24 protein-coding genes are annotated in these 21,723 nt (G+C 72.0%); 8 read left to right on the top strand and 16 right to left on the bottom strand.

The genetic code is table 11. From position 1 onward, the window contains the following. From IIE03_RS24085 to IIE03_RS24095, 3 genes are all read right to left on the bottom strand, one after another. Positions 1 to 801 (bottom strand): DUF1684 domain-containing protein (locus IIE03_RS24085; protein ID WP_192863259.1); only part of this gene is annotated, 801 nt, incomplete at its 3' end. Positions 802 to 932: 131 nt separating this feature from the next. Then, complete coding sequence (locus IIE03_RS24090) at positions 933 to 2,342, bottom strand: MFS transporter (protein WP_192865343.1); 1,410 nt, start codon at positions 2,340 to 2,342, stop codon at positions 933 to 935. 231 nt (positions 2,343 to 2,573) lie between these two features. Beyond that, positions 2,574 to 3,425, bottom strand: coding sequence for an oxidoreductase (locus IIE03_RS24095; RefSeq protein ID WP_192865344.1), 852 nt, complete (start codon positions 3,423 to 3,425; stop codon positions 2,574 to 2,576). A 151-nt stretch (positions 3,426 to 3,576) separates the two neighbouring features. On the opposite strand from IIE03_RS24095, the gene IIE03_RS24100 reads away from it, so the two are divergent. Then, positions 3,577 to 4,494 (top strand): helix-turn-helix transcriptional regulator, encoded by a 918-nt coding sequence (locus tag IIE03_RS24100; protein WP_192865345.1) that lies wholly within the window; start codon positions 3,577 to 3,579, stop codon positions 4,492 to 4,494. A gap of 28 nt (positions 4,495 to 4,522) precedes the next feature. On the opposite strand, the gene IIE03_RS24105 is transcribed toward IIE03_RS24100, so the two are convergent. The 4 genes from IIE03_RS24105 to IIE03_RS24120 all read right to left on the bottom strand — a co-directional run bounded on the left by IIE03_RS24105 (position 4,523) and on the right by IIE03_RS24120 (position 8,209). Beyond that, the gene (locus IIE03_RS24105) at positions 4,523 to 5,938 is read right to left on the bottom strand and encodes an FAD-binding oxidoreductase (protein WP_192865346.1); all 1,416 of its coding nucleotides are present in this window, start codon (positions 5,936 to 5,938) and stop codon (positions 4,523 to 4,525) included. Next, the gene (locus IIE03_RS24110; RefSeq protein WP_192865347.1) at positions 5,935 to 6,867 is read right to left on the bottom strand and encodes a class I SAM-dependent methyltransferase; all 933 of its coding nucleotides are present in this window, start codon (positions 6,865 to 6,867) and stop codon (positions 5,935 to 5,937) included. Before IIE03_RS24110 ends, IIE03_RS24105 begins: the two co-directional genes overlap by 4 nt. A 35-nt stretch (positions 6,868 to 6,902) precedes the next feature. Beyond that, on the bottom strand, positions 6,903 to 7,073 hold the full coding sequence (locus IIE03_RS24115) for a hypothetical protein (protein ID WP_192865348.1): 171 nt from the start codon (positions 7,071 to 7,073) through the stop codon (positions 6,903 to 6,905). A gap of 167 nt (positions 7,074 to 7,240) precedes the next feature. Next, on the bottom strand, positions 7,241 to 8,209 hold the full coding sequence (locus IIE03_RS24120; RefSeq protein ID WP_192865349.1) for a LysR family transcriptional regulator: 969 nt from the start codon (positions 8,207 to 8,209) through the stop codon (positions 7,241 to 7,243). 448 nt (positions 8,210 to 8,657) lie between these two features. On the opposite strand from IIE03_RS24120, the gene IIE03_RS24125 reads away from it, so the two are divergent. After that, positions 8,658 to 9,596, top strand: a complete 939-nt coding sequence (locus IIE03_RS24125; protein WP_192865350.1) for a LysR family transcriptional regulator — start codon at positions 8,658 to 8,660, stop codon at positions 9,594 to 9,596. On the opposite strand, the gene vanX is transcribed toward IIE03_RS24125, so the two are convergent. The 4 genes from vanX to IIE03_RS24145 all read right to left on the bottom strand — a co-directional run bounded on the left by vanX (position 9,530) and on the right by IIE03_RS24145 (position 12,875). Further along, positions 9,530 to 10,168, bottom strand: coding sequence for a D-Ala-D-Ala dipeptidase VanX (vanX, locus tag IIE03_RS24130; protein ID WP_192865351.1), 639 nt, complete (start codon positions 10,166 to 10,168; stop codon positions 9,530 to 9,532). The two genes, IIE03_RS24125 and vanX, sit on opposite strands and share 67 nt — an antisense overlap. Beyond that, positions 10,158 to 11,201 (bottom strand): D-alanine--(R)-lactate ligase, encoded by a 1,044-nt coding sequence (vanA, locus tag IIE03_RS24135; protein WP_192865352.1) that lies wholly within the window; start codon positions 11,199 to 11,201, stop codon positions 10,158 to 10,160. The genes vanX and vanA overlap by 11 nt, the downstream gene beginning before the upstream one ends. Further along, the gene (locus IIE03_RS24140; RefSeq protein WP_192865353.1) at positions 11,189 to 12,154 is read right to left on the bottom strand and encodes an NAD(P)-dependent oxidoreductase; all 966 of its coding nucleotides are present in this window, start codon (positions 12,152 to 12,154) and stop codon (positions 11,189 to 11,191) included. Before IIE03_RS24140 ends, vanA begins: the two co-directional genes overlap by 13 nt. Before the next feature lie 286 nt (positions 12,155 to 12,440). Beyond that, complete coding sequence (locus tag IIE03_RS24145; protein WP_192865354.1) at positions 12,441 to 12,875, bottom strand: nuclear transport factor 2 family protein; 435 nt, start codon at positions 12,873 to 12,875, stop codon at positions 12,441 to 12,443. 118 nt (positions 12,876 to 12,993) lie between these two features. Between IIE03_RS24145 and IIE03_RS24150 the strand changes: the two genes are divergently transcribed. Together IIE03_RS24150 and IIE03_RS24155 are read left to right on the top strand one after the other, a co-directional pair. After that, on the top strand, positions 12,994 to 13,545 hold the full coding sequence (locus IIE03_RS24150) for a TetR/AcrR family transcriptional regulator (protein ID WP_192865355.1): 552 nt from the start codon (positions 12,994 to 12,996) through the stop codon (positions 13,543 to 13,545). 161 nt (positions 13,546 to 13,706) lie between these two features. Further along, positions 13,707 to 14,342 (top strand): DUF6518 family protein, encoded by a 636-nt coding sequence (locus tag IIE03_RS24155; protein ID WP_192865356.1) that lies wholly within the window; start codon positions 13,707 to 13,709, stop codon positions 14,340 to 14,342. A gap of 139 nt (positions 14,343 to 14,481) precedes the next feature. Here the strand turns inward: IIE03_RS24155 and IIE03_RS24160 are convergent, their stop codons facing one another. Further along, a complete protein-coding gene (locus tag IIE03_RS24160) occupies positions 14,482 to 14,952 on the bottom strand; it encodes a MarR family winged helix-turn-helix transcriptional regulator (RefSeq protein WP_192865357.1) in 471 nt (156 codons plus the stop codon). Positions 14,953 to 15,118: 166 nt separating this feature from the next. Between IIE03_RS24160 and IIE03_RS24165 the strand changes: the two genes are divergently transcribed. The 4 genes from IIE03_RS24165 to IIE03_RS24180 all read left to right on the top strand — a co-directional run bounded on the left by IIE03_RS24165 (position 15,119) and on the right by IIE03_RS24180 (position 19,006). Next, entirely contained in the window at positions 15,119 to 16,222 is a 1,104-nt protein-coding gene (locus tag IIE03_RS24165) for an LLM class flavin-dependent oxidoreductase (RefSeq protein WP_192865358.1), read from the top strand. Beyond that, positions 16,219 to 16,863, top strand: a complete 645-nt coding sequence (locus IIE03_RS24170) for an NAD(P)H-dependent oxidoreductase (RefSeq protein WP_192865359.1) — start codon at positions 16,219 to 16,221, stop codon at positions 16,861 to 16,863. The genes IIE03_RS24165 and IIE03_RS24170 overlap by 4 nt, the downstream gene beginning before the upstream one ends. 116 nt (positions 16,864 to 16,979) lie before the next feature. Further along, complete coding sequence (locus tag IIE03_RS24175; protein WP_192865360.1) at positions 16,980 to 18,128, top strand: epoxide hydrolase family protein; 1,149 nt, start codon at positions 16,980 to 16,982, stop codon at positions 18,126 to 18,128. Positions 18,129 to 18,304: 176 nt separating this feature from the next. Next, positions 18,305 to 19,006: an alpha/beta hydrolase gene (locus IIE03_RS24180; RefSeq protein ID WP_192865361.1), complete on the top strand. Its 702-nt coding sequence runs from the start codon at positions 18,305 to 18,307 to the stop codon at positions 19,004 to 19,006. A 70-nt stretch (positions 19,007 to 19,076) separates the two neighbouring features. Here IIE03_RS24180 and IIE03_RS24185 read toward each other — a convergent pair whose 3' ends face one another. From IIE03_RS24185 to IIE03_RS24200, 4 genes are all read right to left on the bottom strand, one after another. Next, the gene (locus IIE03_RS24185; RefSeq protein ID WP_192865362.1) at positions 19,077 to 19,319 is read right to left on the bottom strand and encodes a helix-turn-helix domain-containing protein; all 243 of its coding nucleotides are present in this window, start codon (positions 19,317 to 19,319) and stop codon (positions 19,077 to 19,079) included. Then, a complete protein-coding gene (locus tag IIE03_RS24190; protein ID WP_192865363.1) occupies positions 19,319 to 19,816 on the bottom strand; it encodes a DUF2975 domain-containing protein in 498 nt (165 codons plus the stop codon). Before IIE03_RS24190 ends, IIE03_RS24185 begins: the two co-directional genes overlap by 1 nt. A gap of 172 nt (positions 19,817 to 19,988) precedes the next feature. Continuing rightward, positions 19,989 to 20,747 (bottom strand): SDR family oxidoreductase, encoded by a 759-nt coding sequence (locus IIE03_RS24195; RefSeq protein ID WP_192865364.1) that lies wholly within the window; start codon positions 20,745 to 20,747, stop codon positions 19,989 to 19,991. Positions 20,748 to 20,839: 92 nt separating this feature from the next. Beyond that, complete coding sequence (locus IIE03_RS24200; protein ID WP_192865365.1) at positions 20,840 to 21,529, bottom strand: Atu4866 domain-containing protein; 690 nt, start codon at positions 21,527 to 21,529, stop codon at positions 20,840 to 20,842. Positions 21,530 to 21,723: the final 194 nt, after the last annotated feature.

The following is a 21,723-nucleotide window of genomic DNA, read 5'->3' on the forward strand; positions in this document are numbered from 1 at the left end:
CTTGCGCGGGGTCTTTTCGCCGGCTTCGATGCGGAAGGGGTAGCGGTTGCCGGCCGGTGGCGTGGGGCAGATCGGGAAGTAGTCTGCGAACGCGCAGGGCAGGTTCAGCGCCCGGTTGAAGTCGAGCGTGACGGTGCCGTCCGCGGCGGGCGCGGGGACGTCGAGGGACCGGCCGGCCGGGTAGGTGGTGTCGCCGCTGGTACCGTCGGTGAAGACGGTGGTGTACCGGCCGGCGGCGACGATGACCTGCATCCGGTAGGCGGCGCCGTCGTGCTCGAAGTGCACGACGCCGGGCGAGAGGTACTCGTGCTCGCGCCAGCCCACCGTGTCCAGCGCGAGGGACCGCTCACCGTCGTGCGCCTCGAACCTTCCCGTGACGATCCAGGCGGGATCCGGATCGTGGACCGGCACGCCGTCGAACACCGCCCGGGCGGGTGCCGCCGGGTCGTAGACGTTGATGTGGTAGCCGTCGCGGTAGGTGATCCCGATCTCCAGGTCGCCGACGGCGATCCGGCGGTCATCGGGGCCCTCGGCCAGGTCCAGGGCGGCCACCTGGGCGAGCTCGGCGCCCTCGAAGGTCATGGTGGCGCCGTCGAGATCGATCATCAGGGTCTCGCCGCTCTGCCACCAGCGGCCGGGCACGCCGTCGTAGCTGCGGGGCGTGTCGTCGAGCCAGTGCACGGCCACGGCGGCCAGCCAGCCGTGGGGCTGGGCGAGCCACTGCTGCCAGCCCGCTCGCCAGGCCCTCCACTCGGCCTCGTAGACGTTCCGGCCGGTAGCGTCGGTCACGGGGTGTGTCATGGCGTACTCCTCGGGGTATCGGGCGTCCGGAACGGACGCATGTCAGGTCGCGCGGGACGCAGGGCCGCCCAGCATGCGGAACCGTGCCCGGCGGGACGGCACGGGACGGCCGTCCCGCCGGGTGTGGCAGCTCAGTCCGGGGTGATCGGGCGGGCCCAGACGCTGAACAGCACCAGGGCGACAAGGGGGAAGCCGACCGCCGCGGTGAGTGCCGTCGAGATGCCGGCCGCGGTGCCCGACGTGGCGGCCGTGGCGGCGAAGATCGTGGACAGGACGGCCAGGCCGACGGCCCCGCCGAGCTGCTGCATGGCCTGGTTCAGGCTGGAGGCGGCGCCGACGTGCTCGGATGGCGCGCTGTGCATGATCACCGCCGTGAGCGGCGCGACGGTGAGGCCCGCGCCCACGCCCAGCAGCAGGAACGGCCCGAACAGTCCGTCGAGGTAGCCGGACTCCGGTGTGAGGCGCGACATCCACAGCAGCCCGGCAAGCAGGCCGGTCATGCCGGCCGACCCGACGACGCGCTCGCCGAACCTCGGCACGAGCCGGCCGGTCAGCAGGTTGCTGGTGATCATGCCCGCCGTGAACGGCAGGACCGACAGTCCGGTCTCCAGCGGCGTGAAGCCGAGCACGTCCTGGGTGTACAGGGCGGCGAAGTACAGGAACCCGAACTGGCCGGCGGGGATGAGCATCATGGCCAGCAGCGGTGCGGCGCCGGACGGGCGAGCGAAGAAGCCGAGCGGGACCACCGGCGAGACGTGCCGCCGTTCGAGCACGACGAGTGCGGTCAGCCCGGCGGCGGCCAGCGCGAAGGACCCGACGACGGCGGGACTCGTCCAGCTCTCATCGGCGGCGACCGTCAGGCCGTAGACGAGTGCCGACATGCCCACCGTCGACGCCGTCGCGCCACCGAGGTCGAGCCGGGCGGTGTGCCGCTCGGTCTCCGTGATCAGTGCCCGGACGCCGAAGAACACGACGGCACCGATGGGCACGTTGACGAACATCACCCACTCCCATCCGAGTCCGGTGGTCAGCACCCCGCCGAGGAAGAGACCGAGCCCCGCGCCGAGCCCGATCGACAGCACGAACAGCGACATCGCGCGGGCTCGCTGCGGGCCGGGCCGCGTGATCGACATCAGCAGCACCAGCGTGCTGGGGGCGGCGAGCGCCGCGCCGACGCCCTGCACGACGCGGGCCCCGACCAGCATCTCCGGCGTGACGGCGAATCCACCGAACGCGGAGGCGGCGACGAAGATCGCGATGCCGATCAGCAGCGCGCGACGCGGGCCGATGATCGCCCCGATCTTTCCGCTGACCAGGACCAGGCCCCCGAACACCAGGGCGTAGGAGGTGACGACCCAGGACAGCCCTGCCGGTGTGAAGCCGAGCTCACGCTGGATCTCGGGCAGCGCCACGTTGACCACGCTGTTGTCGATGACGAGCGTCACCTGCATCAGGGTGAGCACCAGCACCGGCAGGTAGCGCAGCCGAGGGACCTCGGCGGGTGGTGCGTCCGCGATCGCGGGCGCGGGCTGTGCGGTCATCGTCGTTCCTCTCTCGTTCCCCGCCGGGGGCGGGCCTCGGAGAGGGTCAACCGCGCGGCACCGGGATCGATCCGGAAGTTGCCGATGTCGCAAGTTCGCCGCGTTCGGCCCTCCGGCGGCCGGGCACGAGCCGGCTGCCGGAGAGCTGACGGCGGGCCGCCCCGGTGGCGGGGCCCCGCCACCGGCCGGCGGAGGTCCGGAGGGCCGTCGCGTGGGGCGACGGCCGCCCGGCTAGGCCTGAGCCGCCCCCTGGGCGCGCTCCGTCAGTTCGGCCCAGTCCGACCACTCGGCGAGCCGCCGCTCGTAGGTGTCCCGGGCGATCTCGGTGACCGACCTGCCGAACAGGGTGCCGAGCAGGATGCGCAACGGTGGCTTCTCGGCGTCGACGATCTCCAGCAGCGCCTGCGCGGCCGCCGCGGGGTCGCCGGGGACACCCGCGCCGCGCCGGGCGGCCATCTCGGTGCGCATCGGGTCGTACGCGGCGAGCGGGTCACTGCGCCGGGCGGACGATCCCGCCCAGTCGGTGCCGTACCCGCCGGGCTCGACGAGCGTCACGTGGATGCCGAACCGCCCGACCTCGGCGGCCAACGACTCGCCGAGGGCCTCCACGGCGAACTTGGACGCGCAGTAGGCGCCCAGGTTCGGGGCGGCGAAGACGCCGCCGATCGACGACACGTGCAGGACGTGCCCGCGGCCCCGCTCGCGCATGCCCGGCAGGACCGCGCGGGTGACGTAATGCACGCCCAGGACGTTGGTCTCGAGCTGGTCGCGCAGTTCGTCGTCGGTCGTCTCCTCGACGGCGCCGAAGTGCCCGTACCCCGCGTTGTTGACGACGACGTCGAGCCCGCCGAGGGCCCGCTCGGCCTCCGCGACCCGGGCGCGGACGGCCGCGGCGTCGGTCACGTCGAGCGTGAGCGGCACGAACGTGTCGGGATACGCGCCGCGGAGGTCGTCGAGCGTCGTGACGTCGCGGGCGGTCGCGGCGACGCGGTCGCCGCGGGCGAGGGCCGCCCCGGCGAACTCGCGGCCGAAACCCCGCGAGGCGCCGGTGATGAACCACGTCTTGGTGGTGTTGTCGGTCATGGTCTCTTCCTTCTCTGATCCGAGGAACGCCGGCTCGGGAGAACCCGGCCGCCTCCGATCACACGCCACGGCGCGCGCCCCGGGGAGTCCCCGCTCTTCCAGGCACTGGCAGACCCTCCCTGCGTCGTACCCGTGCGCCTACCGTGGGGCCATGGACGAGAAGGCCGAGGTCCGGGAGTTCCTCACCACGCGCCGGTCGCGCATCGGCCCGGCGGCCGCGGGCCTGCCGGCCTACGGAGGCAACCGCCGGGTGCCCGGACTGCGCCGCGAGGAGGTCGCGATGCTCGCGGGCGTGAGCGTCGACTACTACACGCGCCTGGAGCGGGGAAACCTCGCGGGGGTCTCGGAGAGCGTGCTGACGAACGTCTCCCGCGCGCTCCAGCTCGACGACGCCGAGCACGAGCACCTGTTCGACCTCGCCCGCCGCGCCAACTCCGGTGCCGCGCCACGCCGGCGGCCGCCCAGGGGCGGGGTGCCGTCGTCGATCCAGCAGGTGCTGGACGCGATGGACAACGCCCCGGCCTGGGTGCGCAACGGCCGGCACGACGTGCTCGCCACGAACCGGCTGGGACGCGCCCTGCTCGCACCCCTCCTCGCCGGCTCGGAGCCGGTTCCCGGACGGACCGGTGCGCAGGCCGCGGCCGCCCGGCGCCCCGCGAACAGCGCGCGATTCATCTACCTGGACCCCGCGTCCCGGGAGTTCTGGGGGAACTGGGAGCGCGCCGCCGACGACACGGCCGCCTATCTGCGCACCGAGGCCGCCCGCAACCCCCACGACAAGGAACTCGTCGAGCTCATCGGCGAGCTGTCCACGCTCAGCGAGGAGTTCCGCCGCCGCTGGGCGAAGCACGACGTCCGCTTCCATCGCACGGGCACCAAGGTCATCAACCACCCTGTCGTCGGAGCCGTGGAGCTGAGCTTCCAGGCGATGGCGTTTCCCGCCGATCCCGGGCTCGTCATGGTCGTCTACACCGCCGCGCCGGGCAGCCTTGCGGCGGACAGCCTGAAGGTCCTGGCGTCCTGGGCCGCCACGCAGGACGCGCACGAGGCCGGTCGCCTCACGAGCTGAACCCGCCCCGGCACTCGACCCCTGTGCTTCACAGCCCCTTCGGATCGCGGACGTCCAGGCGGAACAGGCCCCGCGGGTCCACGTCGCGCCGCACGTTCTCCACGTACGCCTCGGTCTCCAGGCCGAACGTTCGCCGAGGGATGCCCGGGTCGTCGATCATGGTCGGCACGGTGCGGTTGGTGATCCATCGGCGCAGGTCGCCCCGGATCCGCAGCAGGTCGCCCCGGGACGCGTCCGTCGCCGCCGGCGAGCTCGCCGAGCCGGCGTTGAACGCGGCCAAGGGCTCGGCCACCGCGCCGAACGCCCCGGCGAACACGGGATCGTCGGCGAACGCCCCGCCGAGCTGCCGCAGCTCCGCGACGACCAGCTCGCTGCCGGAGGCGGGCCCGGCCGATTCCACCCAGCGATCGATCATGTCGTGGCCGCCCTCGCGGAGGAGGAAGGCGTCGGTGACGGTGCGGCCCCGTCCCCGCGGATCCACGCGGGTCGTCGTTGTCGCGGTGAGGCCGTCGAGACGCCACGTGTCGAGGATCGGCTCGGCCAGCCGCCGCAGCGGCTCGAGCATCCGGCGGGCGACGGACCGGGCGCGATCGACGTCGTTGCCGTAGGGCAGCACCGCGCCGTCGAGGGCGAGCACCTGGCGTCCGACCATCGGCTCGGGGACCCCGGGCAGATCCGGCAGGTCGAGCAGCCGCAACGACGTCGTCGCCTCGCGCGGCGCGGTCCTCGTCCACTCCCACCAGGCCCGGGCGACACCCGCTCCCGCGGCGTCCGCGTCCCAGACCGTCATGCCGGTCATGACGCCGGTCGCGGGGACCGCCAGCAGCTCGACGGCAAGGACCACGCCGAGCCCTCCCCCGCCGCCTCGCAGCGCCCAGAAGAGGTCCGGGTCGTGCTCGCTGTCGACCGTTCTGACGGACCCGTCCGCGAGGGCGACCGTCGCCGAGACGACATTGTTCGCCGCGACACCGAACAGGCGGCCGTAGGGGCTGAGCCCTCCGCCGAGCAGGTACCCGACGGCGCCGACGGACGGGCTCGACGCGTGCGGGACGGCCAGGCCCACCGCACTGGTCACCTCGACGACGTCGGCCCACCGCGCGCCGGCGGGGATCCTGACGAGGCCGCGAGCGGGGTCCACCGTGACCGGCTCGTCGAGCGCGACCCTCAGGGCGTAGGCGTCCTCGGCGACCGGCGCGATCATGCCGGCCGAGTGGCCGGTCGACAGCACGAGGAGGGGACGGCCCGACCTGACGGCCTCGGCGATCGCCTGCCGGACCTCCGCGGCGGTCCGCGCGGTGGCCGCGGCGGCCGGTCGCAGAGTGGTGGCCGCGAGATCGGACGAGCGCGCGGCCTCGGCGTAGGCGGGGTCGTCGGGACCGGCGAAGATTCCCCTCGCAGCGGCGATTCCGGACCGGCGTTCCCCGTGTGCGCCGACGACCGTCACGTGGTCCACCGGCCGGCGGCCGCGGAGCGCAGCCGGCTGGTCGTCGCCACGAAGTCGCTACCGTGGTCGTGCTCGGCGTGACGGGCGGTGACCGTCCAGGTGCCGGCGCCGAGCCGGACGCCGTCGGCCGACGCCCGGGAGGAGAGCAGGGCGGTCAACGCCGTACGCACGGCGGACCTCTCCCCCGGGGTCAGCGTCTCGAGCAATGCCCGGGCCGGGACCATGCCCAGGACGAACTCCGCGGCGTCGTCGGGTTCGTGTCCCATCCAGAACGTCGCCGCCGAGTCCACGACCTCGACGTCCGCGAAGCCCGCGGCGGCGAGAAAACCGCGGATCCCGTCCGGTTCGGCGAGGAAGGCCGGACCCGACTCGTCCGGACCGTCCAGCTCGGGGACGTCCCGGTCGCCCAGGACGGTCGCCACGGCGGACCGGAGCAGCACGAGGTACTCGCTGGACGCCAGGTCATGGAAGCAACTGAAGGCGAGGCGCCCGCCCGGGCGCAGCGTTCGCGCGACGTTGGCCCAAGCGCGGCCCGGATCCTCGGGGAACGTCATCCCGAACCTGCTCAGCACGACGTCGAAACCGGCGGCGGGAAGCCGGTGCACCTGGACGTCGGCGTTCTCGAACCGCACGTTGGCCGCCCCGGCGTCCCTGGCTCGCTCCGCGGCCACGGCGAGGAGCGGCGCGGAGATGTCGGCACCCACGACCGACCCCGATCCCACACGACGGGCGGCCGCCAGCGCCGTGGCGCCCGCCCCGCATCCGACGTCGAGCACCAGGTCACCGTCGCCGAGCCGCGCGGCGACGACGAGTTCCTCCGTGATCTCGGCGAACATCAGGTCATGCCGGTCGACGCGCGACGCCCACGCCGCTCCCCCGCTGCCGTCGGCGGCGCCCGGCACCGCGGTCCCGGACCATCCGTCGTCCACGGTAGGGCCGCCGCCGGCCCTCGTACCCGCCCCGCTCACCGTGCTCGCGCCGATGCGCTGCCTGTCGCCGCTGCCCCGCCCGGCAGCGGCCGGAGCCCGCGGATCCCCGGGTCGCCGTCGTGGACGGGCTCGTGCCGGCCGGAGAGGACGTCCCGCAAGAGCGAGGTGCCGGACACGGCCTGACTGACGACGACGGACGTGGGCATCGTGTGCTCCTTCACGAATGTTCGGGGCAGGCGGCCCCAGCGACGACCCATTCGAACAAGGCTCCCGGCGCGCGGGAACTACCCGTCGGGCATCGCGTCCATGCCCGCTCGGCATGGCCGGCGCCGCGCCCCGTCGCGGACGACAGCGCTGGCAGCCATGGTCGGCGTCAGCTCGCACGCGCTGACGGCTCCATCGGCGCCCGGCCCGTGCCGGCGGACAGGGCGTTGTTCGGTTCAGGACTGCCGGTGTCACGCAGTGCGTCCTCCGCGTGGGCCACCAGGCGCGCGAGGTGGGGCGACGTCGACGCCCGGTTCCACACCACGGACAGGGGCGACGGCGAGAGCCCGTCCACCGGCCGGCCGACGAGCCCCGGGAACATTCCGCCGGGGCCGAGTTCGGCCCTGCTGACGAAGGCCACCGCCTGCCCGAGCCGCACCACGGCCATCACGTCGGTGGGGTTCGACACCTCGGGCCCGTACCGCCAGCCGTGCCCGTCCAGGTCGGCGCCGGCCCAGTGCCGCGCCTCCGCGTCGTTCATCCACGAGTACCGGGGAACCGGGTCGTCGTGCAGGTCGGCCACGGTGATCCGGGGCACCCTCGCCAACCGGTGCTCGGTCGGCAGCAGAACGATCCGGGGCTCGCTCCGGACGACCTGGTGATCGACACCGGTGTCATCGAACGGGCCGCGGACCAGAGCGACACCCGAGGTCTCCGCGCGGGCCGCCCGCGCCGCGGAGCTCGAGTCGTCGGGAACGATCTCGATCTCGGTCCGGTCATCGGGATGGGCGCGGCGGAACGACGCGACGAGGTCGACGGCGGTCGGCACGTCACAGGTCCGGACCGTCAGGGTGATCCTCGCCCTCCCCCGCGCGGCCTCCCGGGTGTCCGCCACCGCCGCAGCGGCCCGCACCTCCAGGTCCCGCGCCGACCTGAGCAGCACCTGTCCGGCCGGCGTGAGGTCGACCCGGTGGGGCAGGCGCACCAGGAGCTCCACGCCGATGGCACGCTCCAGCGAGCGGATCGCCCGCGACAGCGCCGGCTGGGTCATCGTGAGCCGGGCGGCGGCCTTGGTGATGCTGCCCTCCTCGGCCACGGCCACGAAGTATCGCAGCAGCCGAAGCTCGACGTTCGACATGGTTTCCACGTTCACTCTCCGATCCGATGGACCTGTCCGGCGTCGCACGCCGCATCACGACCCAGCAACCCGTACGACGTATTGCGGGCCACGACGGTTGTGGTGAATCACGCGACGCCTGCCGCTCGGGAGGACCGCCTGCCGCTCGGGAGCACTCGCACGGGATCCGGCCGCCGTTCCGTCGGCGCCCGCTGCCGGCGGACCGGACGGGCCCGCACCCGGACACGGCGTCATCGTGGCCGTGACGGTCGGCCGCGACAAAGCGGAAGCGGGCATTTCTGTGATCGCCGTCGTCGATATATCGCGCGGACGCGCCGATCCCGGAGGGGCGGCCCGGCCGAGGGTAGGTGTATCAGTACCACCCTGGGGCAACTCACAGCCTCCACACTGGTGACCTGCTGTCGGACCCCCGGCCGCCCCAGGAACGTCCTCCGCGATTGGCGCGAGCATGGATATCCACCGTCTTCAGTACTTCGTCGCGGTCGCGGACGAAGGCGGGTTCACCCCTGCCGCCCATCGCCTGCGCACCTCCCAATCCACCGTCTCCGCCGGAGTCCGGGCACTCGAGCGCGAGCTGGGCACACGGCTCTTCGTTCGTACCACGCGTCACGTCGAACTCTCGGTCGCAGGTGCCTCGGCTCTCCCCGCCGCCCGGGCAGCCCTCAGGGCCGCAGCCCAGGTCAGGGACGCCGCCAGATCGGCCACCGGGCTACAGGGCCGACTCCGGCTCGGCGTCTTCGGCGCCTCGCCGCTCGTCGACGTGCCCGCCTTCGCCGGGCGGTTCCACGCGCGTTACCCCGCGGTGTCGCTGATCGTGGAGTCGTCTCCCACGGGTTTCGCCGGCCTTGCCGACGACGTGAGATCGGGACGGCTCGACCTCGCGTTCACGGGCCTGCCCGTCGCGGACCTGGAGGGACTCAGGTACAGGGAGCTGGTCGTCGACGAGTTCGTCGCGATCCTGCCGCCCGGCCACGACCTCGAGCATCACGAGGCCGTCGGTCTCGAGGACCTGGTCCGCCATCCGTTCGTGGACAACCCGGCCGGGTTCGGCAACCGCCTGGTCCTGGAACGCGAGCTCGCCGCCCGCGCCCTGTGGCGCGACGTCGTGGTGGAGGTTCCCGAGACCGAGTCCGTCCTGCGGTTCGTCGGCGCGGGACTGGGGGTGGCGGCACTCCCGCGCTCCGCCGCCGGCGCGATGCCCGGGACGAGCCGCCGCCCGCTCACCGAGCGCCTTCCCTTCGCGTCCGCCGTCGTCAGCCGGTCCGAGCCGACCCGGCTGGTCGGCGCCGCCCTGCGGCTCCTGGAGACGTCGGTGAGGCCTCAGGAGGCACCGCCGAGCACGCCGACGACCGAACCGACCGGGACGTCGAAGTACGTGTCCGGGTAGGGCTCGTCCTTCAGGGTGTAGTGCCACCACTCCCGCTCGTACGCGACGAAACCGCTCGACTCCATGATCCGGCGCAGGTGCTGCCGGTTGGCGGTGGCACGCGGCGAGATGCCCTCGGCCCCGTGGTGCGAGACCGGGTCCATGAGGTCGTGGTGGCCCCCCATCGACACCAGCTCTCCGGTGGACACGTGATAGAGCGTGAGGTCGACGGTGCTGCCCCGGCTGTGACCGGACCTGGTGGCGACGTAGCCGTGCTCGAACATCTGGGCCCGGTCGATGTGCGGATGGTGGCGCTCCTTCGCCAGCCCGTCCTCCGGTTCCCGCGACCAGCGCACGAAGTGGTCGACGGCGCGCTGCGGCCGGTAGCCGTCCCAGAGCAGCAGGCCGTACCCGAGGCTCGCCGCGCCGTCGCGCGCCTCCTCCAGGGCCGCGCACAGCGCTGTCGTGCCGACGATACGGTTCACGAGATAGCCGTCCACGGGCCCGCGGGTGAAGTTGTCCCAGGTGGCGTACTTCGCGTCCCAGCGGATCCCGGTGACGTGCTCGTCGACGAAGACCAGGTCATCCGTCATGGCTGCCTCCGGCCAGCGCTGCCGACACCGTCCGGTCGATCACGTCCCCGAGCGTCAGCCCCGCGGCGGCCATCATCCGCGGGTAGCGGCTGTAGGACGTCATGCCGGGGAAGGTGTTCACCTCGTTGAGCACGACCTGCCCGTCCTCGGTCAGGAACATGTCCACCCGGGACAGGCCACGGCACCCGAGGGCGCGGTACAGCCGCTTCGCCGTCTCCTGGACCAGCGCGCGCGACGTGGCCGGGATGTCCGCGGGCACGGTGACCGTCGAGTTGTCGGACCCGCTCTCGGGCGTCTCCTCCTGGTGGATCCTGAAGAAGCCGTGCGACAGGCTGATCTGGTCGACCTCTCCCACGATCAGGTCCTCGCCGTGTCCCAGGACCGCGCAGCCGATCTCGCTACCCGTCACGGCCTCTTCGACGAGCACCTTCGAGTCGTACTTCCGCGCCGCCTCCACCGCGTCGCGCAGGTCCTCCTTGCCGCGGACCTTGTTCACGCCGAACGAGGAACCGGAGCGCGCGGGCTTCACGAAGACGGGATACGTGAACTCGTCCGGATCGATCGCCTCACCGGCCGAGAAGCTCCAGAACCTCGGGGTCGGGACGCCCGCGGCCTGTGCGACGAGGTACGCGAGGGACTTGTCCATGCACAGCGCCGAGCTCTGCACGTCGCAGCCGACGTAGGGGATCCCGGAGAGCTCCAGGAGGCCCTGGATCGCGCCGTCCTCGCCGAGCGTGCCGTGCAGCACGGGAATCACGACGTCCAGCCTGACGGTCGTGTACCCCTCCTGCTCCAGGACCATCAGGCCGTGCACGCTCCGGTCGGGCGACAGCAGCACCGGGACGCCGGTCTCCAGCCACGGCCCGTCCGGCTGGTCGCAGAGCCGCCACTCACCACCCGGGGTGATCCCGACGTAGTACGGCTCGTACTTCGCGGGGTCGAGGTTCTTCGCGACCTCGGTCGCGGATTTCACGGAGATCGGATGCTCCTCGGAGGCACCTCCGAAGACGATCCCGACTTTCAGCCTGTCCATTCTTCCTCGCTCTCGAACTTCAGACAGTTGACGATGGAGTGCTCGACGGTGTCGCTGAGCGCACGTTCCGTGTAGTACGCGGTGTGCGGGCTGATCAGCACGTTCGGCAGTCGGTGCAACCTCGACAGCAGGTCGCTGCCGGCCGTCCCGGCACTGTGATCGGCGTAGAAGATTCCCTTCTCGTCCTCGAGGACGTCGAGCGCCGCGCCACCGAGGCGACCGGCCTCCAGGGCCGCGACGAGGGCCTTGGTGTCCACGAGCCCGCCCCGTCCCGTGTTGACGATGATCGCGCCCTGCTTCATCCGGCCGATGCGTTCGGCGTCCAGCAGGTGGTACGTCTCGGGATCGAGCGGCGTGTGGAGCGTGACGACGTCGCTCCGCCGGAGCACCTCGTCGAGCGAGACGTGACCGGTACCGGCGCCGACCCGCCTCCCGTGGGTCAGCACCTGGCAGCCGAAGCCCCGCAGCCGCTCGATCACCGCGGAGCCGATGCGTCCGGTCCCGACGACCCCGACGACCAGGTCCCGCAGGTCGCGCCCGCGCGTGGGGTTCAACCGGTAGTCCTGGACGTCCGCCCTGCTGATCACCGAGCGCGCGTCGCGCACGACCATCAGCAGGAGCATCACCGTGTAGTCCGCGACGCCGTCGGGCGAGTAGTCGACGTTCCCCACGGAGATGCCGAGGCTCTCCGCGTGATCCACGTCGATGTGGTCGTACCCCACGCTGCGGGTGGAGATGTACCGCACCCCCGCACGACTGAGCGCGAGCAGGGTCGAACCGGCGATCTCGGCCTTGTGGCCGACGCTGATGCAACGGTTTCCCTGCGACAGGTCGGCATTCGCCGTCGACGCCGGCAGCCCGGTGACGACGGGCCGGACGCCGTAGCGTGGTGCCAGTTCGTGGAACAGAGCGGCTTCGTCGTGCTCACAGCCGTACACGGTGATTCCGGTCATGCCGCCGTCCGGACGTCACGGGCAGGAACGACATCGACGATCGGGCCGCGTGTCGGATATTCGGTGCTCACGTCGCAACTTCCTTGGCAGGCTTCTCGTCGCCCGTTTCGCGACGAGAGGGGGCATGATGCCGATCTCACCATCTCGGTCTTACGGCGCGAACTGCCCGTCAGGCATGCCTCCCATAGCAGACACGCATGGCCTGCTCGGCCCCCTCGCCGACCGGCCCGCCCGCCCGGCGCCGCGAGGCGCCCCCGGGGGACCGCAGCGGCGTGCGGGCGCCGCCTCAGGGGTTCACCAGTGCGGCGCAGAGGGCCTCGATCGTGTTGGTGGCGCGTGCGAGTCCGAGGTGGTCGACGTAGTCCCGGGACTCGACGATCAGCCCGTCGCGGATCCGGAAGACGACGATGCACGGGGCTTCCCAGTCTGGGTCGCCGCGATAGGTGAACTCGCCGATGACCACTTCTGGGTCGGCTGTCCGGTGGACGCGGACGTCCTCGACACGCACGCCGGCCAGGCCCGACCGGCCCGCGGCCGCGAAGTGCCGGCGGAGTGATTCACGGCCGTGCAGCGGCACGTCGCCGAGCGGAGCCATCGGGTGCCGCACGTCGGCGTCCTCGGCGTAGAACTCGGCCAGCTTGTCGATCCAGCTGCGGTCGCCGTTCTGGAGCCGGCGGGCGCCGTCGAGCATGGCGTGGAAGGTCTCTTCGGGGGTTCGCATCGCACTTGCCTCTCTAAGCGGAGTGATTGACTCCGCATCATACGGAGTCGGCACTCCGGAACGCAAGACGGGTGTCCGCAGCAGCCCGGCCCGGCGATCCAGGAGGGAGAATGGCGGGATGCGAAGTGACGCGCAGGCGAATCGGGAGAAGGTGCTGGCAGCGGCTGAAGAGGTCTTCGGCGAGACCGGAAGCACCGGTTCGACGGAGGAGATCGCGCGTCGGGCCGGCGTGGGGATCGGCACCGTGTTCCGGCACTTCCCGACCAAGCAACTGCTGGTCGAGGCCGCGGTCGTAGGGCACCTCACGCGGCTCACCGACACGGTGCGAGAGCGCATCGGGGGCGGTGAGCCCGGAACGGCCTTCCGCGCGACGTTCCGCGAGATGGTCTCGGACGCACCGGCGAAGCTCGCGCTGGTCGCGCTGCTGGAGGAGCCCGCCGACCCGACGGACGCGCCCGATGACGCGGAGGCCGCCGCTTCCGCGTTGCGAGACGCCGTCGGGGCGTTGCTGTCCCAGGGACAGGACGCCGGTGAGGTGCGCGCCGACGCGACGGTGGACGACGTCTACGTGCTGATCGGCGCGCTGGTCAGCGCCCAGGCGGACCGAACCCTCGTGGACCGGGCGGTCGACATCGTGCTGGACGGGTTGTCTCCGAGACGCTCCGAGTGACACGACTCGCGGGGCCGCGGCGCGTTCATACGGCGCCACCGCACTCTGCGGCGATCCTGTACCCCGGGCGGGCGAGGTGGTCCTCCGGGAGGACGGCAGCGGCGTGCGGGTCAGACCGTGGGACGACGCGCACCGTCGCGGAGCTGCGATGTCATGGCGTCATGACCGACACCGTGACCGTTGGCCATCCCCGCACGCCCGTCTCGTCGTGGCTCATGGCGACCTCGAGCCTGATCGCTGCCTTCTGGCTCGGCGTGCTGACGGAATGGGCACAGGGCGTCCTGCGGGACCCGTTCGCCATGCTCGCCAACTCGGTCGCCTGGTGGGTCGTCGTCGCCTTCGCGGCGGGCGCCCTGGTGCGGCGCCGGGCCGCGGCGGTCGCCACCGGCATCGGGGTGGAGCTGCTGCTGGTCGCCGGCTACTACGTCGCCCGGACCGTCGGCGGCGTGCCGTCCGCCCCGGCCACTCTCCTGGTCTGGCTGGGGGCGGCCGTGGTCGGCGGCGCCGCCTTCGGCCTGGCCGGGTCGTGGTGGCGCGAGGGCGCCACCTGGCAACGGGTCGTCGCCCTCGCGACCCTCGGCGGTGCCTTCGTGTCGGAGGGCGCCGTCCGGTGGGTGAGCATGCCGTGGCAGGGCGCCACCGGCGCGGTTCAGGTCGCGGTCGGCGTCACGGTGACGATCGGGTTGGCGCGCGGATGGCGGCAGCGGTTGCTGGTCGCGGGAGCCCTCGCGGTCGCCACCGGCCTGGGCTTCGTCGGCACCTGGGCCGTCAACGAGCTGCTGGCCGCCGAGGTCTGAGCACGCGGCGGCGGACCAGGTCGCCGGCAGCCGTTGCGCTTTCAAGGCCGTCATCACCAACGGCGGCACCACTCGGACCAAGGGGGACGTCCATGTCGTCCCCATCACGCATCTCGCCCCCTGAACGCCGGCCGCTCTCTCAGCCTCGGCCACCATCGATCGGGTCCTCGTGGTCCGGGTCGAGCTTCGTCCAGATGCGCGCCAGGTCGCGCAGGTCGTCGTCGTCCAGGCGGTCGAGGAACAGCGTCCGCAGGTCGCCGTACTGCTGCTGCCACGCCTTGCGCAGTACCGCGCGCCCCTCCCCCGTCAGCACCGCCACGTATCCGCGCCCGTCCTCGGCGGCCCGGCGGCGCTCGATGAGTCCCCGGCGCTCGAGCCGGTCCGCCATCCGGGTGAAGCCTCCCGTGGACATCACCCGGCGCCTGGCGAGCTCGGACATCCGCATCCCAGTGCGCCCCGCCCGGGCCAGCAGCGACATGACGCTGTACTCGGCCATGCTCACGCCCAGGGGCGCCAGGCCGGCCTCGATCTCGCGCCAGATCCGGTCGTGCGCGTACAGGAAGCCCTGCCACGCGTCGTCCTCGAGCGTCGTGAGGCGCGGTGTCGTCATACGGCGAACCGTATCTCTCCGACGAGGACCGACCAACCGCTGAGGATGCCTGCGCAGGCAGCGGATCACCGGGAATATTTGCATGTGCAGACAGTTTTAATCGATCGAGGCGCTCCGGCGAGGGCTCGTCCGAGCCCCACCCGGCGCCTCGGAAGGGAAATCCACCATGAGTGACAGCAACGTCTCCACGGAACAGACCCCGGGCCGCTCGTCGTTCGAGATCGGCCACATGACCTTCGTCGAGATCACGGAGGACCCCCGCACCGGGCGGCTCCCCTCGGCGCACCAGCGGTCCCGGGAGACCATCGAGCAGGCCCGGCTCGCCGACCAGGTCGGCCTGGACCTGTTCGCCGTCGGCGAGCACCACCGGACCGACTTCGTCGGGTCCGCTCCGGCGATGGTGCTCGCGGCCGCCGCCGAGGCCACCGAGAACATCCGCCTGACCAGCTCGGTCACGGTACTCAGCTCCGAGGACCCGGTCCGCGTGTGGGAGCAGTTCGCCACCCTGGACCAGTTCTCCGGCGGCCGTGCGGAGATCATCGCCGGCCGCGGCTCCTACACCGAGTCGTTCCCCCTGTTCGGCTACGACCTGGCCGACTACGCGGACCTCTTCCGCGAGAAGCTCGACCTGCTCCTGAAGATCCGCTCCCGGAACCCGCTCACCTGGAGCGGCCGGTTCCGCCCCGCGCTCGACCACGCCGACATCGGCCCGCGCGCCGTCCAGGACGAGTTGCCGATCTGGGTCGGGGTGGGGGGCACACCGGCCTCGGCCGTCAGCACGGGACGGCTCGGCCTGCCCATGGCCATGGCGCTGCTGATGGGGCCGATCACGTCCCACGAGCAGACGATCGAGATGTACCGCGCCGCCGCGGAGCAGGCCGGGCACGATCCGGCCGCCCTGCGCACCAGCATCAACCTGCACGGCTACGTCGGCCGCACCAGCCAGGGCGCACGCGACACCATGTACCCCTACTTCGCCAGGGGCATGATGGACAACAACCACCAGCGTGGGCAGGGTTTCCAGCTGCCGCGTGCCGCGTTCGACGCCCAGACGTCCCCGAATGCCGGCCTCGTCGTCGGCAGTGCGCAGGAGGTCATCGACAAGCTCCTCGCCTACCACGAGATCTACGGGCTGGACCGCGCCCTCATCCAGATCGGGTTCGGCGGCATGCCCCAGAAGGACGTGCTCGAGTCCATCGAGATCCTGGGCACCGAGGTGGCCCCGGTCGTGCGGCGAGAGGTCGCCGCCCGGAAGGAGAAGGCGGCATGACCACCCGGACCGACACCCTGGCAGACGTACCCGAAGCCCTCGCCCGCCCGGCGGACACCTCCCCGCGCACGTTGCGCGTCGCCGTCGTCAACGGCAGCCCCAGCGAGAGGTCCAAGACCATGGGCCTGGTCGACGTCGTCCTGCGGACCCTGCGGACCGCGCTCACCCGCGAGGGGATCGAGGTCGAGGAGAACCGGGTGGACGTGTACCGGCTGGGCCCGGAGTTCACCGGGGCCCTCGAACGGGAGGGCGTCGCCCCCGGCGTCGAGCACGCGTTGCGGGTGGTCGAGCAGTCGGACGTGCTGATCGCGGCCACGCCCGTGTTCCGCGGGTCGTACACCGGGATGTTCAAGCACTTCTTCGACCTGATCGACCAGTACGCGCTCGCGAACAAGCCGGTGTTCCTCGCCGCGACGGGCGGCGGCGACCACCACGCGCTCGTCCTGGAGCACGCGCTGCGGCCGTTGTTCGGCTTCTTCCAGGCGATGACCTTCCCGGTCGCGGTGTTCGCGTCGTCGGGCGACTTCGACGGCACCACCCTGCTCAACCCCCGCGTCCACGGACGCATCGAGATGGCCGTCACGGACGTCACGGACCTCCTCGTGACGCGAGCCACGAGCAGACCGCAGCCACCGCGCTGAACACCGCGCAAGAAGGCCGGTCGTTCCGCGACGAACGGCGAGGAACGACCGGCCCACGGCCAACCATGAGAACCTGCACCGAGACCGGTGCGGCGGTCCCCGAGAGGAGAAACGAGATGGCGAATCGGAAGTCCCTGCCGGTCGTGACCGACAAGGAGCTCGCGGACCTCCGGGCACGGCTCGGCGCCACCCGCTGGCCGGAGCCGTGGCCGGATCAGGTCCCCTGGGAGGCGGGAGTCGACCCGCGCGAGCTGCGCCGCCTGGTCGAGTACTGGGCGGACGGGTACGACTGGCGCGCCCACGAGGCCGCGATCGGCCGGCTGCCCCACCACGAGGCGGACGTGGACGGCACGCCCGTCCACTACCTGCGGTTCGACGGCGAACACCCCGGCGCCCTGCCGATCGTCCTGACCCACGGATGGCCCAGCACGTTCCTCGAGCTCGTCACCCTCGCCCGCCACCTCGCGGAGCCGTCCCGCCACGGCGGGGAGCCCGCCGACGCGTTCACGGTCATCGTCCCCTCGCTGCCCGGCTACCCGTACTCACCGCAGCGCCCCGAGCTGCCCCCGGCCGGCCAGACCCACGAGCTCTGGCACCGCCTCATGACGGACCACCTCGGCTTCGACCGGTACGCCGCCCAGGGCGGCGACCTCGGCGCCGGCGTCACCTCCCGCCTGGGCGAGGCCTACCCCGACGCGCTCGCCGGCATCCACCTGCTCGCCGTCGCCGCGCCCGCCCAGCACGACACGGACACGCTCACCGCGGCCGAACGTGCCTACCTCGACGAGGTCGCCGCCTGGAGCGCTCACGAGGGCGGGTACCAGCACCAGCAGAACACGCGCCCGATCACCCTGGCGCACGCCCTGTCCGACTCCCCGACCGGCATGCTCGCCTGGATCCTGGAGAAGTACCACGCCTGGACGGATCGCACCGGTACCCCCGACCGAGCGCTGCCCGCCGCATTCACGGACGACTTCGCCCTCACCCAGGCTTCCCTCTACTGGTTCACGGGCTCGATCGCCACGTCCTTCCGGCCCTACTACGAGTACACCCGCGGCCTGACCCGCCGCGTCGAACGGGTCCGGGTGCCCACGGCCCTCGCCGTCTTCCCCCATGACCTCACCCGGCCGCCGCGCGAATGGGCCGAGCGCACCTACAACCTCACCCGCTACACGAGCATGCCCCGCGGCGGCCATTTCGCCGCCCACGAGGAACCCGCCCTCCTCGCCCACGACGTCACCGAGTTCCTGCGCGACCTGCGCTGACGATCCCTCCGGCGGTTTTCGGAGCACGGGCACCGTGCCGGGCACGACACATCGCGTCCCGAGAAGGAGCTCCACGGGGCGCCGATCGGCCCGCCTCACCTCTTGCTGCTGTGAGCAGATCCGACCCTCCGGCGAGCTCAGGGCCGGTACGTTCTCAGCAATGGAAGGGGCACGTGATGGAACTGATCTTCGTCCACGGCGCTTTGGTGCGTGACGGGCAATGGTGGTGGCAGCCGACGGCAGACCTGCTCCGAGAACGCACAGGCATGCGGAGCCGAGCCGTCGCGCTGCCGTCATGCGGCGAGACCACCCCTGAGCAGGTCGCCGGTGGTCTGGCCGCCGATGCAGAAGCGCTACGTGCCGAGCTCGATGACGTGGACTCGGCGATCGTCGTCGGGCATTCCTACGGCGGCACCGTCATCGCCGAGGCCGGGCGGCACCCCGCAATCGCGCACCTGCTCTACGTGTCGTCCTACCTGCCCGACGTGGGACAGTCGCAGGCGGCAATCATGAGCGGCGAGAGCGACCCGGTTGCGATCAAGGACAACGGTGCCGGTACGCTCGGTCTGGCCGGCTACGACGCGGCCTCGTTCGGCCGGCGGTTCCTGCAGGATGCGGACGAAGCGACCCGGCGCCAGGCCTGGGCACGGGTCACACCGCAGTCGGCCGCGGCATTCGTGACACCAACCAGCGCTTCCGGCTGGCAGGGGACCGACTCGACATATGTCGTCTGCGCCCAGGACCGCAGCACGTCGGTCGAACTCCAGCGCGTCCACGCTGCCCGGGCGACACGTTCCGTCGAGGTGCAGACCGGTCATCACCCGTTCCTCTCGCGTCCCGACATCATCGTTGAACAGGTGCAAGCCTTCCTGTCGTAAGACCTTGCCGGGTTCCTCCGCGACCTGCGCCGAACAGGTCGCGGAGGAACGAGCCCGACGACGTGCCGGGTCAGCGCTCGGGCCGGTGCGCACCCGGTTCGGCGCCGTCGTCGGGGACCCACCGCAGCACGTCTCCCGGCTGGCAGTCGAGCGCCTTGCAGATCGCGTCGAGCGTCGAGAACCGGACGGCCTTCGCCCGGCCGTTCTTGAGCACGGACACGTTGGCCGGGCTCAGGCCGATCGCGTCGGCGAAGTCGCCGACCGCCATCTTCCGCTTCGCGAGGAGCACGTCGATCTCGACGACGATCGCCATCAGAGCACGCCGTCGAGCTCGATCTGCGCGCTCGTCGCCCGCTCGACGAGCCGGTGCCCCACGAACGCCACGCCGAGCAGCGCGACGCCGATCAGACTGCCCAAGCCGCTCGCCATCCACAGCCCCAGCGTGTCCATCCCGTCGCCCGGTGACGGGAACTCGAAGAAGGTCAAGAACACGAAGAGGCCGATGGTGAGCAGCGTGGCGGCGCCGATCGCCGCACCGATCGTGATCACCCAGGGCCGTGACCCGGGCCGGAAGAACACGCCCGTGTGCGCGCGGAAGAGCAGCACCCAGAGAGCCCCGAGCGCGACCTGCGCGCAGGCGATGAACGCGATCCCGGCGGTCAGCAGCGGGGTGCGGTACGGCTCGTACGGCGGGAAGTGCTCGACCTCGGCGTCCGCGATCCCGGGCAGGATCACGGCCTGGGTGAACAGGCTGATGGCCAGCCCGAGCAGGATCAGGAGCGTGAGCATGACGAAGACTGTGCGATTCATGCATCGATTATCACTCGTGATCGCTCGATAATCAATAGATTCCGAGCGATATTCGCTCGGGCTGGCCGTGTGCGGTCCCGCGGCCCGTCGACAGCGGCGCGCGGACCATGGCCAGCGGCCCGCAGGCCACGGACCACGGACCACGGACCACGGACCACGGACCACGGTCGTGCTATCGGGCGTGTGGGTCGGCGGCGTTGAGGATGCCGACCACCTCCGCGTAGTCGCCACGCGCCTCGGCGTGGCGCAGGAAGCCGACTCGCTCCACGAGGATCTCGTGCGCCTCCGGGTTCTTCTCGAGGAGGTCCATCACCTCGTCCGCGAAGTCGTCCAGCGGCATGGCGAACTCGCTGGTCTCCTGGCCCGGCAGCAGGGCGGTGCGGACCGACGGCGGGACGAGCTCGACCACCTGGACGCCCACCGGGGCGAGCTGCAGCCGCAGGGACTCGCTGAGCTGGTGGATCGCCGCCTTGGTGGCGTTGTACGACACCGTGGGCCGCAGCGGCACGTGCGCCAGGCCGGAGGACACCGTGACGATCGCGGCGTCGGGCCGGGTCTGCAGGTGGGCGGTGAACGCCGCGACGAGCCGGACCGTGCCGAGCAGGTTGGTGGTGATGACGTCCTCGGCGTCGGCCAGGAAGCCGGGGCTGGTCCAGTCCTCCACCCGCATGATGCCGGACATCGTGACGAGGACGTTGGTCGCGGGATAGCGTGCGACGACGTCGGCCGCGGCCTCGGTGACCGACGCCGCGTCGGCGACGTCGATCCGGACCGTGCCGAACCCGTGCTCGGCGGCGAGCTGATCGAGGAGCTCGGCGCGGCGCCCACCGATGACGACGGTGTTGCCGCGGTCGCGCAGCCGCATGGCGAGGGCCAGCCCGATGCCGGACGTCGCTCCGGGGATGAAGATCGTGTTACCGGTGATGTTCATGCCATCGACTCTGCCGCGGCCCGCCGACCCGCGGGAGAGACCCGCCGATCGGGGGACCGGCGATCCCTGCCTCGCGCGCCGGCAGCGCCGCTTCACGTGCGGCGGAGGATGAAGCCCGCGTGGTGCAGGACGCCGTCGACGAGCTGCCCGAAGGCCCAGAACCCGGTGTCGTCGAAGTAGGTGATGCGGTCCTCGCACACCCAGTAGCTGCCGGTCCAGGCGTCCCGGCGGCCGTCGCGCGTCTCGGTGTAGCGGCCGCCGGGCAGCAGGTGCTGGGTCATGTCCCGGCCGGGGTCGTGCCACGCGCCGTGCCACCGCCGGGCGTCGTCGTCGGAGACGCCGGAGCCGGCCGGCCGCGTCGGCCTGCCTCGCCGGGCCTCCACCTGCCCGGCGACGACGGCCGCGAGCAGGTCGCCAGGCTGGACGACGAGCATCCGCCGGATGCGGCTCTCGGTGACCCGGTCCCCGATGACGGCGAACGTCGCGGGGTTTCCCGGGACGAGGTCGAACGCGCCGCGCCTGCCCTCGGGAAGTGCCCGCACCGCGCTGTCCACGAGCAGAGGCACCACCGCCGCGCCGCCGGCCGGGATCACCTCGGCGTCCGGCTGCACCGCACCGACCTGTGGGCCGGCGTGGGTGATGCGCCCCCGATAGGCCCACAGGTCACCGCGGATCGTCCGGGACGGTGTGGCATGGATGACGGCGTCGGTGACGACAAGGTCGCCGGCCGGCGCATCCCGGGGACCGGCGGCCGGATCGGATCCACTCGTCACGGCGTTCATGGCTGCTCCGTCGCTCTCGCACCGTCGTCCTCGTCACGACGGCTGCTGCACCACCAGGGTGCGAGGCGCCGACTCCCGCCGCCAGGCCCCACCCGTCCTGGGTGCGCCGCCCCCACCTGACTCCCCGTGATGGCCTGTGTTCCGGTGGTGTCCATGATGAACTCCAGTGGGTCGAGTGACGACACCGGGCCTGC

This window comes from Myceligenerans pegani (assembly GCF_014892515.1).
Taxonomy (GTDB): Bacteria; Actinomycetota; Actinomycetes; order Actinomycetales; family Cellulomonadaceae; genus Myceligenerans; species Myceligenerans pegani.